Consider the following 14,521-nt stretch of genomic DNA (forward strand, 5'->3'; position numbering starts at 1 on the left):
ATGCCCGCAAACTATCTAAAATGCGACAGGCCGTCCATAATAATGCCAGTCGCTGCGAACAGCTAGCGACAAAGGTGAACCACATCGGGATTGTCGAAGGCCTCCACGCGAGAAAGAGGGAAGCCATGATGCGCACGACGACGGACAAATTCTCGCCATGGGTCCAGGCTCGCGCGGTTCGATTGGTTCTGGATCATGAAAAGGATCACTCGTCGCGATCCAGTGGCGCTTATGTCGATCGCGGCGAAGACACGCCACCCCTCTTTCGGGGCGCTCCCACCCGCCCATTGGAATCAACGAAACGGTTGACGACTCAGTTTGTAAACGGTGAAGTGATTTTCCGCAGAAGCTGCGGCGGAAAACCCCCAGACGGTTTGGCCGGCGGATTGATTGGTTGGGCGACCAGCCGCCGCGAGGCTTCAGGGAACATGCCCCCTGAAACCTCGCCAGCCAGTGAAACAAGTAAAATGCGGACACAGGTTGCGCGGAGTGCTCATCCAGCACCTAACACACACCCGCTGGAACTCCGTCATTATAAAATAATCACTCATTCAACACAAACCAACAGTCAGCCAATCTCCTAGGGTTTAACATTGCCACCAACGCCGACGGCGTCGAGTTCGAACCGCTCACGCAAGACAGCGAGAACGCGGTCAATTTTATTCTCTATATGAATCGTACGTTGCTGAATTTCATTAATCTTAGATTCCAGAACTTGTAACTTTAGATTGTGTTCCATATCTGCCATCGTGGATTTCTCCAGAGAGTCATCATTGCGGTCTATTACATAAAGCTGCATGGCTTCCAACTCTCCTGGGATGGGCGAGCGGCACATTGCGCCCTCGGAATTCCAAACTGGGTCTTTGTAATTGGAGAAAAAACAAACATACGCTAGAAAAACCCCTTCCTTATTTGACCTAAACGCAACACCGGAAATTGCAACGTCTTTACTGTCGATAGCGGCGCCAGCTTTTAACCAGCCAGTCATGCTACGATCTGCAAACTCCACCTTGTACTCAACGAACCCTTCCTCTACGCCCTCAAGGGAGAAGCCAGAAATGCGCCATTTCCCTTTTCTCCTCCCGCCTGAAAGGCGCCCTTCATTTCGAAGGCTCCCCCCACCCACCAATGAAACAATCAAGTTTCCCTGAGAGGTAGACTCCGCTTCATTGAATTTGGGAGCTAGATAGCCAGTGGAGGACTTTTTCAATAATCCGCACTGATCTAACCATTGCGTAGTCGATTTTATATCGAGCGCAAAATCGGGGCCAATACCATCATCTGGCTGCTCAATAATATTTCCACAGTAGTAATGTCCAGATCCGATATAATTTGCCTTTATGGCCATAACCTCATCTGCAGCGAAGAAACCTCTCAAATCCCATGGAACCCACGGGCCATTATAAAATATATGAGTTTCCTGTCGGTCGGTGTGAAGCGAAAATGAAAGTCCATAAAAACTAGATGCAAGGGGGCCCGTGATATATTTATGCTTGTTGAATAATTCGATTTTATCGAGAACCGAAAGCTCATCAGGATACACGATGACGAAGCCGTTATCCTTCAGAACCTCTTCTAAATTGGATTCATTGGCGTAAGTTCTATTAAAATTCGCCATGTTATAATGGCTAGCTAACTTTCTTCTTGAAAGATAAATGGGCGTGTCGTCCAACCGAGAGGGAATTTTAACTCCCGAAGACTTTGTGGCGTAATGAAATACATCCATATGATTTGGGTAATATTCCGCAATGTGCCGCATTGTCGGTTCTGGCACATAGACTTTCTCGAGAATTACTGGTTCTCGAGGGGCGATTACGTTGCTCATATCAATTCCATTGAGCTCAAGGATCTCTTTTACATAAGAGTCCTCCCCCAAATTCCCGATATGAGATTCTGCAAATACAAGCGTCGGATTTTCGGATTTGATGACATGATATGCCCAGAGTCTAGCTATTGACTCTGTGCAAAAATGCCCCCAATGCGGAAAAAGGACCGACAGATACAAAAACACACCAGATCGCCTGGGCAGGGCCCCTGAAAATTTAAAAGTACTCGAACAGTTTGACGGCCATACTCTGCCGGCCCTGAAATACTGATCACGAAGAAAAACACTGGCTTCAATCCTGGAGCCATCCATCGAGAAAAGACAACGAGATATAGGATCAAATATTACGTTGTCATACGTATGTATCGTGGCCTGTGGCTCCTCATGCAGGTCGACAAATTCCATTAGGCGATGGAATTCGGAGTCTAAGCGAGTCAGGTCGCGAGAAAAAACAGAAGATCTCATAATGCTTGCTCACCAACACACAAAATTACTTCAAAATATGGAAATTTCTAGCTTTTGTCAAGCGCCTGGGGCTTGGCCGGGCGGAGACGGACAATTTGGCCAGCCTACATGGCAATTGATCTGTGCCCGATCTTCAATCCTACCTTCATAAATAAGCTAATTTATGTCAATCGCTTGCGATTCGTTCGATTTACGGAGACCTGGATGGAGTCCGCGTTTACGCGGGCCGATACTCCCGTCGTTGGTATAGATACGGCTGGAGCGGAGCTGCGACACGTCCTGTTACCCAAAGCCCCTCTAGAGCGGATCGCCCGAAGGCGGAAGCGCCTTTGGGCGTGAAGCCGCTCACGGACAGATTCAGCTATAGCCGGCTGTGGTTCCGATTGAACGCAGCCGGCCATTGGAGGGGCAGGGCAGCTGCGCGTTTCGCCCTTCTTGGTAAACCGCGAGCAGAAGCTCCCGGCCATCCTGAGCGGTTCGGTTGTCGGGCTTGGTCAAAGGGCGCCGGGAACATTCATCGCGGGTGGCGCCCTCTCGGTCTAGCCGCGCTCCTGGATACGCTTGGCGATACGCGTGGTGGACTGGTCGGGCACCAGTTGCACCAAAGCGACGCGGCCGCCGTTCCGTTGGACGAAATCACCACCCACGACTTGGTCGATCGTGTAGTCCGCCCCTTTGATCAAGACCTGGGGCTGGATCTGCTGAATCAGGTCCAGCGGGGTGTCCTCCTCGAACAGCGCCACGGCATCGACGGAAGCCAGCGCCGCCAGAACGATGGCCCGGGACCGCTCTTCCTGAATGGGACGCTCCGGGCCCTTCAACCGCCGTACGGACGCGTCTGAATTCAGGCCCACAATCAGCCGGTCGCATTCGCGACGGGCGGCCGCCAGCAGCTGCACATGGCCAGGATGGACCAGATCGAAGCAGCCGTTGGTGAAGCCGACCTTGAGGCCCAACCGCCTCCACAAGGCGATGCGCTCCTGCAATTCCGAAAGCGTCAGTACCTTGTCGGAATTGGCCCGGTCGTCCTGCTCGGCCAGGGCGTGCAGGATTTCCGTGGGCGTGACGACGGCCGTGCCCAGCTTCGCCACCACCAGGCTGGCCGCAACGTTGGCCAGTTGCACGGCGTCCGACAGATCGGTGCCTGTGGCCAGGCAGGCCGCCATGACCGCGACGACCGTGTCGCCAGCACCCGACACGTCGAAGACCTCTTTGGCCTCGGCCCGGACGTTGACGGACAGGCCGCCGCCGCAAATCAGGGTCATGCCCTCCTCGCTGCGGGTGACCAGCAAGGACTGGATATCGTGGTCGCGCATCAGCCCTTCGGCGGCCGCGACGATATCCTCCGTCGTCGCGGGCCGGTACCCGACGGCAATCGCCAGCTCCGCGCGGTTCGGGGTGACCAGGGTCGCCCCGCGATAGAGGGCGTAGTCGGCGCTCTTGGGGTCGACGATCACCGGCTTGCCGGCATTGCGCGCCATGTCGATCAGGCGGCGCAGCACCGGCGGCGTCAGGACACCCTTGGCATAGTCGGACAGGATGACGGCGGAAACCGTATCGATGTGGTCGGCGGCGGCGGCCAGCAGCCGCTCATGGACCTCCCAGGCCACCGGTGCCTCGCTGTCCCAGTCCGAGCGCAACAGATGGTGGCCATCCGCCACGAAGCGGATTTTCTCCGAGGTGACGCGCCCCGGATCCACCTGAAGGATGGAGGTTATCTGCCCATCCTGAGCCACCAGTTGCCCGACGTGGCGGCCGGCATCGTCGTCACCCAATACCCCAGCCAGGACGACATGACCACCCAAGGCGGTGATGTTGCGGACGACGTTCCCGGCGCCGCCGAGCATGACCTCTTGATGCGCGTTGCGCAGCACGGGGACCGGCGCCTCCGGGGAGATGCGCGCCACCTTGCCGCGGACGAACCGGTCAAGCATGACATCGCCCACGACCATGACGCGAGCACCGCCAAGGCATTCCACCGAGGATGTCAGTCCGACGTGACGTTGCATGATGAGCCGATTCAGGAACTAAAGGGGGGCAAGGAATATCGCGATCTGGCAGCCTCATCAACGGTTTTGCACATTGCGCGCGCCGCCCCCCAAACGGTGGGCCACGCCCCCTTGCGGAGGTTCGGGGGAATCCCATTTGGATAATTGGATTGGCCTTGGCGCCCGTGATGGATTCTGTAACGGTGGCCTTGGGGGGGATCCCGTCATGGACCACCATTTTTGCGCGACGGGGTCCACGACGTCGGCCGGCTGTTCCCCGACGAGAAAGACCCGGATCGACCTGCTACGCCGGGCCTTTCCACCCCGGGTCGCGTCGTGTCTACCTTAGAACGGAATGGAAAGTCCTCCGTCTCCATCCTCCACTATCTCTCATCAGCCCACCGCTCCGCAGCCTTCGCCGCCAAGGCGGTTCCCGGCTACTGCGCCATCATCGAAAACGGTCTTCGCTGGGTTATCGACACAATCTTCCAGGAAGACGCCGGGCGCGCCCGCAAAGACCACGGCTCCGCAAACTCGCCATCATCAGAAAGCCCCCCTCAACGTCCTCAAGGCCGCGAAGCCGGAAATCTCCATCTGGAGAAAGCGTAAACGCTCCGGATGGTCCGAACGGGTTCGCAAGATCCATCATCGGTCAAAATGCGATAGCCCTGTGCCGAGGCTTGGCGCCCCTGGACCAAGTCTATATTAATAGGGGAATGATAATGGCCCGCGCCATTGGTGCCCCCACTTAATTCCTTAATTCACGGGAAGTTGAAAGCCATGATCGTTGTTACGGGTGGAGCCGGATTCATCGGTTCCAATTTGGTCGCCGGCCTGGAAGCCAGGGGCATCGGCCCGATTGTCGTGGTCGATCGGCTCCGCCAAGGGGGAAAGTGGCTCAACGTGGCCAAGCGCGGCCTGCACGACGTGATCACCCCAGAGCAGCTTCCGGAATTCCTGGACAGTCATGAGGGCGACATCAGCGCCATCTTCCATATGGGCGCGATTTCCGCGACGACGGAAACGGACGCGGACCGCATTCTCGAGAACAACTTCCGCCTGACTCTGGACCTGTGGTCATGGTGCGCCGGTCGCGGCGTCCGGCTGATTTACGCGTCTTCGGCGGCGACCTACGGGGACGGCACGCGGGGTTTCGAGGATGACTTCACAGCCGAGGGCCTGGCGGCCCTGCGGCCGCTGAATCCTTATGGCTGGTCCAAGCATCTGTTCGATCGCCGGGCGCGGGCGGCGCTGGACCGGGGGGAGGCGACGCCACCACAATTCGCCGGACTGAAGTTCTTCAACGTTTATGGCCCCAACGAGTATCATAAGGGGGACATGCGTTCGGTTCCGGCCAAGCTCTATCCCCAGATCATGGCCGGCGAAACCGCCCGTCTGTTCGCGTCCGACCATCCGGATTATCGCGATGGTGGCCAGGTGCGCGACTTCATCTGGGTGGGCGACGTGGTCAACGTCATGCTTTGGCTGTACAACACTCCGGATGTCAGCGGCGTGTTCAATCTCGGCACCGGCCAAGCCCGCAGCTGGAACGATCTGGTGACTTCGCTCTTCACCGCGGCCGGGCTGCCCCCCCGTATCGACTACATACCCATGCCCGCCCATCTCAAAGGCAAGTATCAATACTATACGCAGGCGTCGATGGGGCGGCTGCGCGCGGCCGGCTATTCAGCCCCCTTCACCACGCTTGAGGAAGGCATTCGCCAGTACGTGCAAAGATATTTGGGCACCCCCGATCCTTATGTTTGAGGGTAAGAAGGTGCCATCGCGCCGCCCGTGAAGAATGGCCCTGATCCACCCGATTGAAGCAGGGCAGGGCCATTTCGCATTCCAACTGAATGTACCCGGATCAAGATGCGTCAAGAATCTGCCCTGGCCCTATCCGGCTGCGTTTAATCGAAACCACAGCCGGATAGGGCGGAGTATGCCCGCGAGCAGCTTCACGCCGAAAGGCGATTCCGACTTTGGGCGTGAAGCTGCTCTGGAATGGCGGCAATTGAGGTTGCCGGAGGCGAAGACGGCATGGTCTCTACCTTGCTGCGCTTCAGAAAAGGAAGCGGTTTAGCCGAGGAACCGCGCCTCCATCTCAAAAGGCTTTTCACGGCAGGGATCCAGTACGCCGATGTCATAATTGGAAACAAAGACGGCTATGGGATCCTCATGAGCAACCTGGTTTATTGTTATATCGACGGAAGCATAGCCTTCCTCATTCTGGTTGAAAGGCTCGCTGAAAATTATATTCCCGCTCTGAGTGGCAATAATCTCCAGATTCTGATCTTTGGGCGGTTGCGGAAGGCTACCGTGGAGCTTGATCTGCCACTTTCCGAGAGGAAGATAGCAATAGTTTAACAGGGCTATTCCCGGGCCGTCCTTTAATGGTTCATATGGTTCAGCTTCGAGGATCCTGATAGGGGTGAACAACATCTCCGGATAGCGGAGCATCGAGCCTGGCAACAGCGAGCGAACGTTCGCAATTCCCTCAAAACTGCGCGCAACCTGCGTTTGGAACGGCTCACGAAGCGCGCGCCATTTACCCGGCTGCGCATCGCCCATGTGGGTTGACCAGAACTGCGTCTCGGTATCGCCAATCAGCTTCCCGGTATCGTCCCGCTTGAGCCGCGACGACGGCAAATCTTCCAGACTACCAATGAACGACCGGACGCTTTCCTTACTGAATTTCTCAAAAATTTGCTGCATGGACTCCGAGGTCATCCGGATATCGAGAAACGCGGCTATGTCGTACAAGGTATCAATCTTGTCCGAAAATAGATCTTCATAGGACAAGAGGATGTTGCGGGTCACCTGCCGCGCCGAAAAAAGCGACGCCACCGAGCGCATGATGTCCTTGCTGCAGGATGCCTCGGTGCGCTCATCGAAGCGGGTCATGATGGACGCCACCGAGTCTCTCGGATCGCGTGACGACAGAACAAAGGGCACACCAGCACTGGAATTCAGATATAGCGACTGGTCATCAATGGTATGGCACTTGGTCACATAATGGCTGCGCGGGCCTTTTATGCTCCGTTCCACTTCGGTGAAGTTCGACGCATAAAGAGCAGCCACGGGTTGGCCTGAAGCGGCCAGAAAAGCACGAACAACGTTATAGACCCACGTCGAGGCGCTTCCGGGAAGGCCGACACAATTGACGATCATGAGTTATCATCCCTTTGCTGCTGGCATCAGCAAAATTCCAAGTTCAGGAAAGTGCGCGGAAGAACGGGCACATATCGCCACGCCACTCAGATGGTTAACGCCCATGGCGGTCCAACGGAAAACGCATCAATTCTCGAAGATCGAGAGAGCATCCACAGGCCCTACCCCTTACTGAATGGCACCTAACAAACTTTAGCGGTTCCATACACGATATCGTAAACCATGTCGAGGTGCTGCTCCTAGCGGGTGGTTAATGAGTAGGCACTAACAGTCCAACAGTATAGCAGCCCACCAAAAGGCGGGTCTATTGAGATTTTGCCCGCAGCCGATCTTAAGCGGGCGGATTCCGCTATGAGTTGCAACTCGTAAATACCGGCTTCTGTTTGGGGAGTTTGCAAAATTTTATATAATTTTATATAGGGCACGAAAATAAATTCCCAGAAGGCATACACCCCAACGCACCGCGCCCCGGACGAAAGGGCATTTTGGAACTTTCGAGAGCGCCCAGTACCGACTTCCCCCTCGATCGCAGATATGCTCCTGGAGCATCAATAGCCTCGGCACCGATAGGCCGAAGCGGACCAAGGGTTTGATGTTGCTGGCGATTGCCTTGCTCCACCATTCCTGCCAAGCCGCCCTTGCGCCGTCCGGCGACGGCGGTGGCCACAGCTGATTGAGTTCATCCTTGAGGACATAGACCGGTCATCAGCGTCCGATTGGCGGCCAGGAGCCCGTCCAGGCGGACTTGGTCCTCGGGCCGCTTCAGGTTATCGCGGTTGCGCAACAGCAGCCAGCGGGCGGTCTTGACCACGCGGCGGGCCTTCTTGTCGTCGCGCACCCGGTTGGCGTCATCGACACGGACACGGTCGATGACGCCATGGCCGTACTTGGCGACGACATGGAAGAGGTCGTAGACGATCTCCGCCTGTGGGCGGCGATCGCGGACCTCGTTGGCATTGGGCTGCTGCCAGCTTGGATGACACCGGGATAAGGAGCTTAGGAAGCGTCGGCGCGTCCCTTTTCCACCTGTGACCTGATCCAGGCGTATGTCCGTTCCAAACCGTCGTTAAGAGCGGCGGTGGGGGCCCATCCCAGCTTTTCCTTGATGAGGCGGTTGTCCGAATTCCGGCCGCGCACGCCTGTGGGGCCGGGGATGTGGTTCTTGTTGATGCGTTTGCCGGCGATGGCGGCCACCCGGTCGATCAGGCCGTCGATGGTCACCATTTCCTCCGAGCCGATGTTGACCGGGCCCGTGAAATCCGACCGCATCAGGCGCAACGTCCCCTCCAGGCATTCGCTCACATGCAGGAAGGAGCGGGTTTGCTGGCCATCTCCCCAGACATCGATCGTCCCGCCGTCGGGGCATTGCGCGATCTTGCGGCACATGGCCGCCGGGGCTTTTTCCCGGCCATCGCTCCAGGAGCCCAGCTCACCGAAAATGTTGTGATAGCGCGCGACGCGCACCTGCATGCCATGGTTGCGACCGTAGGTCAGGTACAGGCGCTCTGAAAACAGCTTCTCCCATCCATATTCGCTATCGGGATGGGCGGGGTACGCGCTGGCTTCGACGCAATTCGGGTTGTCCGGGTCCTGCTGATTTTCCTGGGGGTAGATGCAGGCGGACGATGAGTAGAAAATCCGGCCACAACCTTGATGTCGCGCGGTATCAAGCACGTTCAGATTGATCATGGCCGAGTTGTGCATGATGTCGGCGTCGTGGGCGCCGGTGAACACGAACCCGGCGCCGCCCATGTCCGCAGCCAGTTGATAGACCTCGTCGAAACGCTGGTCGATGACGCGCCGGACCACGTCCTGTTCCCGCAGATCGCCAACGATGAAGTCGTCCGCGTCGCTTGCCTCATAGCGCGGGAGCTTCAGATCAGCCCCCCGGACCCAGGCGCCCTCCGCCTTCAGCCTTTTGACCAGGTGGCTACCGATAAAGCCGCCAGCCCCGCAAACCAGAATTCGTTTGGTCACCGCAAAGCCATCTGTTCGAACCGGGCTGATCGCCCACCGCATCGTCAAAGGGCACCGGGCCCCATTGGCAAATCTGATGCCATTTAACCCTGGCGCGATGCAATCTAATTGGGCGTTTTTTCAAAGGACTCCGATGAACGACAGCCCAGGAAGTCCGCCACAAAGGGGTTGGCCGGCCGCTCGCGCAGGTCCTGCGGCGTGCCCACCTGCTGGATAATGCCGTCGTTCAGGGCCACGATGCGGTCGGCCATGGTCATGGCCTCCACCTGGTCGTGGGTGACGTAGACGCTGGTGGCGCCCAAGTCCTGGTGCAAGGTGCGAATCTCCACACGCATCTGCTCGCGCAGGCGGGCGTCCAGGTTGGACAGGGGCTCGTCGAACAGGAAGGCCTTGGGCGCGCGCACGATGGCGCGGCCCATGGCCACCCGCTGGCGCTGTCCGCCGGACAGGGCCTTGGGCCTGCGGTCCAGCAGGGTGGTCAAGCCCAGCTTGGCGGCGGCGGCGTCCACGGCGGCTTTGATCTCGGCGGCGGGCAAGCGGCGCTGCTTCAGGGGGAAGCTCATGTTCTCCCGCACCGTCATGTGCGGGTAGAGGGCGTAGGACTGGAATACCATGGCCAGATCCCGGTCCTTGGGGGCCAAATCGTTCACCAGGCGGCCATCGATGCGGATCTCGCCTTCCGTCGCTTCCTCCAGCCCGGCGATGAGGCGCAGCAGGGTGGACTTGCCGCAGCCCGACGGTCCCATCAGGGCCACGAACTCCCCATCCCGGATCTCCAGGTTTATGCCCCGCAGCACGGGGCCACTGCCATAGTCCTTGCCGACATTGCTGAGGGTGATGGTGGCCATGGGTGTCGGGGTCCTGTCAGCCCTTCACGGCGCCGGCCGTCAGGCCCTGCACCAGATAGCGTTGGATGAAAAAGAAGAAGGCGCCGACCGGCAGCAGCGCCAGCACGCCCGCCGCCATCATCTGCCCGAAATCGACCGAGAACTTGGAGACGAAGCCCAACAGCCCGGCGGGGAAGGTGCTGACGGCGGCCGATGAGTTCAGCATCAGGCTGAACAGCAGCTCGCTCCACGCCGCGATGAAGACGAAGCCACCGGTGGCCGCCAGCCCGGGCAGGGTCAGGGGCACCACCACCCGCAGCACCGCGCCGAAGCGGGTGGCGCCGTCCATCATCGCCGCCTCCTCCAGATCCTTGGGCACGGCCTCGAAGAAGGACTGCATGAGGAAGGTGGCGAAGGGCGCGTTGAAGGCGGTGTAGACCAGCACCAGGCCCGACAGGCTGTTGGTCAGGCCCAGCGGCGACAGCAGGCGGAAGATGGGCGCCACGATGATGACCAGGGGGAACATCTGGCTGACCAGCATCACCGCCATCACGCCGGCCTTGGCGCGAAAGCGGAAGCGGGAGAAGGCGTAGCCGGCGGCCGACGCCACCGCGGTGGCGAACAGGGCCGTGGCGACCGACACGATCAGGCTGTTGCGGAAGAACAGGGGGAATTGGCTGTGGCGCAGCACCGCGGCGTAATGGTCCAGCGTCACCCGCGAGGGCCACAGCCGCACGCCCTCGCCATACATCAGGTCATCCGGCGTGACCGAGACCTTGACCAGCCAGTACAGGGGAAAGAGGGCGAAGGCGACGTAGAGGGCCAGCGCCAGGGCGCGGGCGACGTAGAGGGCCAGCGCCAGGGCGCGGGCGACGTGGCCTGTGGTGCGGGCCAGGGCTCGGTTCATGGCTTCACCCCCGATCCGCGAAAGTCTGGCGCAGCACCATCACCGCCGCGGCGTAGGCCAGCAACAGCAGCAGCAGCACCGCCGCCACGGCGGAGGCGTAGCCGAAATCCAGCCGCTGGAAGGCCAGGCTGAAGATGTAGCTGGACAGGATCTGGGTGGCGTCGGCCGGCCCGCCCTTGGTCATCACCACGATCAGTTCGGCGAAATTGGCCACCCACACGGTGCGCAGCATGAGGGTGATGGCGATGGTGGGCGCCAGCAGCGGCAGGGTGATGCGGCGGAATCGCGTCCAGGCGCCGGCACCATCCATTCGCGCCGCCTCATGGATATCCTGCGGGATGGATTGCAGGGCCGCCAGGAGGGTGATGGCGAAGAACGGGATGCCCCACCAGACATTGGCGGCGATCGGCCCCCACAAGGCCAGATGCGGGTCGGACAGTATATTCTCCGGCGTGGCCAGCAGGCCCAGCCCATGCAGCCACTGGGGCAGGGGCCCGATGACCGGGTTGAACAGCCAGGCCCAGGTGAGGCCGGACAGGAAGCCCGGCACCGCCCAGGGCAGGAACACCAGGGCCTGCACCGCGCCCCGGCCGGGGAAGGGCCGCTCCAGCAGCAGGGCCAGGATCAGGCCGAAGGCGAATTGCAGGGCCACCGACACGCCCGTCCACACCACGGTATTGCGCAGGGCCGTCCAGAAGCCGTCGTCGTCCAGCATCTCCCGGAAATGGTCCAGGCCGATGAAATCGCCGCTCAGGGGATCCAGCAGGATCAAATCGTGGAAGGCGTAGGACAGACCGGTGACCAGCGGCACCAGCATGACCGCGCCGATCAGCAGCAGCGCCGGTGCGGTGTAGAAATAGGGTTCCAGCCTCAGGGCCAGGGCGCGGCGGCTCATTTGGCGCCTCCCGCCTGCACGCCCTCGGCCTGTTTGCGCCGGGCCTTGGTCAGATAGGCGGCCCACTGCTTGTTCATGGTGGCCGGGGTGATCAGGCCCAGCAGCGCCTGCTGGCTGCTGCGCACCACCAGGCTGTCGGCGAAATAGGCGAAGCCCGGCAGGTATGTGGGCATCAAGGTCGGCACCACGTCGGGGTCGGCCAGTTCCGCGAACCAGCCCTGATAGACGGGGCCGGCATAGAGCGGATCATGGGCGGCGGCGGTATAGACGGGCAGGGCGCCGGTCCGCTTGTTCCAGGCGATGTTGCCGGCCGGGCCGTTCAGCGCCACCACCAGATCCCAGGCCAGATCCTTGTGCGCCGACCGTTTGAAGATGGACCAGCCGGCGAATCCCAGGGTGGGATAGGCCTTGCCGTTGGGCCCCTTGGGCCAGGGCGCCACGCCGAAATCCTCCGGCTTCATGCGGGCCTTCAGCGCGATCAGGGCGTCGGGGTCCTGGTCCACCATGGCGCAGGCGCCGGTGTAGAATCCCGCCACCACCTCGTTGAAGCCCCAGTTGACGCTGTCCTTGGGCGCCAGGCCCTGCTGGTACAGGTCGATCAGCCAGCTGGTGCCGGCCACCCAGCCGGGATCGTTCAGCGCGCTGGTGCCGTCCTCATGGAAGAAGGCGTTGCCGCCGGCGATGCTGGCCCCGAACATGACCCAGCCGTTCAGGCCACCCGGGCCGCCGCGCAGGCAGTAGCCGGACTTGCCCGGCAGCTGGGCGATCTTGGACGCGGCGGCGCGCAACTCGTCCAGGGTGCGGGGCGGTTCGCTGAGGCCGGCCTGGCGGAACACCGCCTTGTTGTAATAGAGAGCCCTTAAGTAAAAGCCATAGGGCAGCATGTAGGCGGTGTCGTCCACCGAGCGCGCCACGGCCAGGGCGCGTTCGTTCAAGCCCCTGGTCTCCGGCCAGCGGGCGAGATAGGGCTCCAGGCTTTCCAGCTGGCCATTGCCGGCATAGAGCGACAGCCAGCGGTCCGGCATCTCCACAACGTCGGGGATGTCGCCGGCCGCCACCATGGTGGCCAGTTTCTCGAACGCCGACCCCCAGGCCAGCGACGTCACCTCCACCTGGGTGCCGGGGTGTGCGGCCTCGAATCCCGCCACCAACTCCTTCAGCGTCTCCGTCCGTTCCGGGCTGCTCAGCACTTCCACCAGCCGCAGCTGAGTGCCGGCCCAGGCCGGCAGCGCCAGCAGCGTCAATGTCAGGATCAGGGCCAGGGGCTTCAGCATCAGCGGTCTTTCCGCGCCACCTGGAAGGCGCGGGCGAGGTCGGCCCACAGCGCCTCCGTCCCCTCCAGCCCGACATGCAGGCGGATCATGCTGGCCGGCACGCCGAAGTCGAGGGCGGAGTTGGGGCCGGCCGCCTGCACGTGCGTGACCAGCGCCGGCACCACCAGGCTTTCGTGCCCGCCCCAGCTGACCCCCAGGTGGAACAGGTCCAAGGCATCGCAGAAGGCAGGGATGTCGATGCCATCGTCGACGGTGAAGGAGAACAGGCCCGATGTCCCGGTAAGGCCGGGGGGCAGGGTCCCCATCAGGGCCGGATGATGCACCCTGGTGACATGCGCATGCTCCGCCAGCCGCCGCGCCAGGGTGAGGGCGGAGGCCTCATGCGCCTGCATGCGGACGGGCAGGGTGCGCAGGCCGCGCAGCAGCAGCCAGGCCTCGAACGGGCCCAACTTGGCGCCGATATAGGGGCAGATGGTGCGACGGATGGTGGCCACCAGGTCCGCCCGCCCCGCCACCACGCCCGCCACCGTGTCGCTGTGCCCGCCGATGTATTTGGAGGCGGAGTGCAGCACCAGATCCACGCCCAGGGTCGCCGGCCGCTGGAAGACGGGCGTGGCCCAGGAATTGTCGATCAGGCTGACGGCGCCGTGCTTCCTGGCCAAGGCCGCCAGGGCACCGACGTCGTGCGCCTCCATCATCCAGCTGGTGGGGCTTTCCAGATACAGGATCCGGGCGCCGGGCAAGGCCGCGTCCACCGCCGCCAAATCGGCGCCGTCGACATAAGTGGTGGTGATTCCCCACTTCTTCAGCAGCGTCTCGAACAGGCGGTAGGCGTCGGGATAGACATGGCGGACACAGACGATACGGTCGCCCGGCTGGATGAGGGCCAGCACGGATCCTGAAATGGCGGCCATGCCGCTGGGGAAGCCGATGGCGTCATCCGTCTGTTCCAGCGCCGCCATCTTGCGCTCGAACTCCGTCACCGTGGGGTTGGTGGTGCGGGAATAGACGTTGCGCGTCTGCCTGCCGGCATAGGTGTCCGCCATCTCCTGGAAGCTGGGGAAGGTGAACAGCGAGGTCTGGACGATGGCCGGCACCACCGCCTGATAGGCGTGCGCGCCGTCGTCATGGGCCACCAGCCGTTGGGCGCGGGCGACGGGATCTTCCGGGAAATCGGTCATGGGGGTTTCAG

Annotated in this window: 10 protein-coding genes and 2 pseudogenes; 2 read left to right on the forward strand and 10 right to left on the reverse strand. The window is 60.8% G+C overall.

What is annotated here, in order from left to right; genetic code table 11:
• Positions 1-580 precede the first annotated feature (580 nt).
• Entirely contained in the window at positions 581-2,290 is a 1,710-nt protein-coding gene (locus FHS74_RS21760) for a glycosyltransferase family 61 protein (protein WP_343066997.1), read from the reverse strand.
• Positions 2,291-2,829: 539 nt separating this feature from the next.
• Entirely contained in the window at positions 2,830-4,299 is a 1,470-nt protein-coding gene (rfaE1, locus tag FHS74_RS21765) for a D-glycero-beta-D-manno-heptose-7-phosphate kinase (protein ID WP_184805089.1), read from the reverse strand.
• A 219-nt stretch (positions 4,300-4,518) separates the two neighbouring features.
• Here rfaE1 and FHS74_RS21770 point away from each other — a divergent pair, with 219 nt between their 5' ends.
• Together FHS74_RS21770 and rfaD are read left to right on the forward strand one after the other, a co-directional pair.
• The gene (locus tag FHS74_RS21770; protein ID WP_184805092.1) at positions 4,519-4,887 is read left to right on the forward strand and encodes a hypothetical protein; all 369 of its coding nucleotides are present in this window, start codon (positions 4,519-4,521) and stop codon (positions 4,885-4,887) included.
• 171 nt (positions 4,888-5,058) lie between these two features.
• Entirely contained in the window at positions 5,059-6,045 is a 987-nt protein-coding gene (rfaD, locus tag FHS74_RS21775; protein ID WP_184805095.1) for an ADP-glyceromanno-heptose 6-epimerase, read from the forward strand.
• Positions 6,046-6,357: 312 nt separating this feature from the next.
• On the opposite strand, the gene FHS74_RS21780 is transcribed toward rfaD, so the two are convergent.
• The 8 genes and pseudogenes from FHS74_RS21780 to FHS74_RS21815 all read right to left on the reverse strand — a co-directional run bounded on the left by FHS74_RS21780 (position 6,358) and on the right by FHS74_RS21815 (position 14,510).
• Positions 6,358-7,449: a sulfotransferase domain-containing protein gene (locus tag FHS74_RS21780; RefSeq protein ID WP_184805098.1), complete on the reverse strand. Its 1,092-nt coding sequence runs from the start codon at positions 7,447-7,449 to the stop codon at positions 6,358-6,360.
• A 573-nt stretch (positions 7,450-8,022) separates the two neighbouring features.
• Positions 8,023-8,398, reverse strand: a pseudogene (locus tag FHS74_RS21785) (DesA/ISL3 alpha bundle tail domain-containing protein); the annotation flags it as partial.
• Between the two features lie 47 nt (positions 8,399-8,445).
• Positions 8,446-9,468: an NAD-dependent epimerase/dehydratase family protein gene (locus tag FHS74_RS21790; protein WP_184805101.1), complete on the reverse strand. Its 1,023-nt coding sequence runs from the start codon at positions 9,466-9,468 to the stop codon at positions 8,446-8,448.
• A 101-nt stretch (positions 9,469-9,569) separates the two neighbouring features.
• Positions 9,570-10,274, reverse strand: a pseudogene (locus tag FHS74_RS21795) (ABC transporter ATP-binding protein); the annotation flags it as partial.
• A gap of 16 nt (positions 10,275-10,290) precedes the next feature.
• Entirely contained in the window at positions 10,291-11,160 is an 870-nt protein-coding gene (locus FHS74_RS21800) for a carbohydrate ABC transporter permease (protein ID WP_184805103.1), read from the reverse strand.
• A gap of 4 nt (positions 11,161-11,164) precedes the next feature.
• Complete coding sequence (locus FHS74_RS21805; protein WP_246463278.1) at positions 11,165-12,055, reverse strand: carbohydrate ABC transporter permease; 891 nt, start codon at positions 12,053-12,055, stop codon at positions 11,165-11,167.
• Positions 12,052-13,329, reverse strand: a complete 1,278-nt coding sequence (locus FHS74_RS21810) for an ABC transporter substrate-binding protein (RefSeq protein WP_184805107.1) — start codon at positions 13,327-13,329, stop codon at positions 12,052-12,054. Before FHS74_RS21810 ends, FHS74_RS21805 begins: the two co-directional genes overlap by 4 nt.
• Complete coding sequence (locus FHS74_RS21815; RefSeq protein WP_184805110.1) at positions 13,329-14,510, reverse strand: aminotransferase class I/II-fold pyridoxal phosphate-dependent enzyme; 1,182 nt, start codon at positions 14,508-14,510, stop codon at positions 13,329-13,331. The genes FHS74_RS21810 and FHS74_RS21815 overlap by 1 nt, the downstream gene beginning before the upstream one ends.
• Between the last annotated feature and the right edge of the window lie 11 nt (positions 14,511-14,521).

Source organism: Nitrospirillum iridis (assembly GCF_014205765.1).
Lineage (GTDB): Bacteria > Pseudomonadota > Alphaproteobacteria > Azospirillales > Azospirillaceae > Nitrospirillum > Nitrospirillum iridis.

Coding starts and splice junctions, on each gene's coding strand:
- FHS74_RS21760 (WP_343066997.1), bottom strand. CDS start 2,290: ATGAGATCTTCTGTTTTTTCTCGCGACCTGACTCGCTTAGACTCCGAA.
- rfaE1 (WP_184805089.1), bottom strand. CDS start 4,299: ATGCAACGTCACGTCGGACTGACATCCTCGGTGGAATGCCTTGGCGGT.
- rfaD (WP_184805095.1), top strand. CDS start 5,059: ATGATCGTTGTTACGGGTGGAGCCGGATTCATCGGTTCCAATTTGGTC.
- FHS74_RS21780 (WP_184805098.1), bottom strand. CDS start 7,449: ATGATCGTCAATTGTGTCGGCCTTCCCGGAAGCGCCTCGACGTGGGTC.
- FHS74_RS21790 (WP_184805101.1), bottom strand. CDS start 9,468: ATGCGGTGGGCGATCAGCCCGGTTCGAACAGATGGCTTTGCGGTGACC.
- FHS74_RS21800 (WP_184805103.1), bottom strand. CDS start 11,160: ATGAACCGAGCCCTGGCCCGCACCACAGGCCACGTCGCCCGCGCCCTG.
- FHS74_RS21805 (WP_246463278.1), bottom strand. CDS start 12,055: ATGAGCCGCCGCGCCCTGGCCCTGAGGCTGGAACCCTATTTCTACACC.
- FHS74_RS21810 (WP_184805107.1), bottom strand. CDS start 13,329: ATGCTGAAGCCCCTGGCCCTGATCCTGACATTGACGCTGCTGGCGCTG.
- FHS74_RS21815 (WP_184805110.1), bottom strand. CDS start 14,510: ATGACCGATTTCCCGGAAGATCCCGTCGCCCGCGCCCAACGGCTGGTG.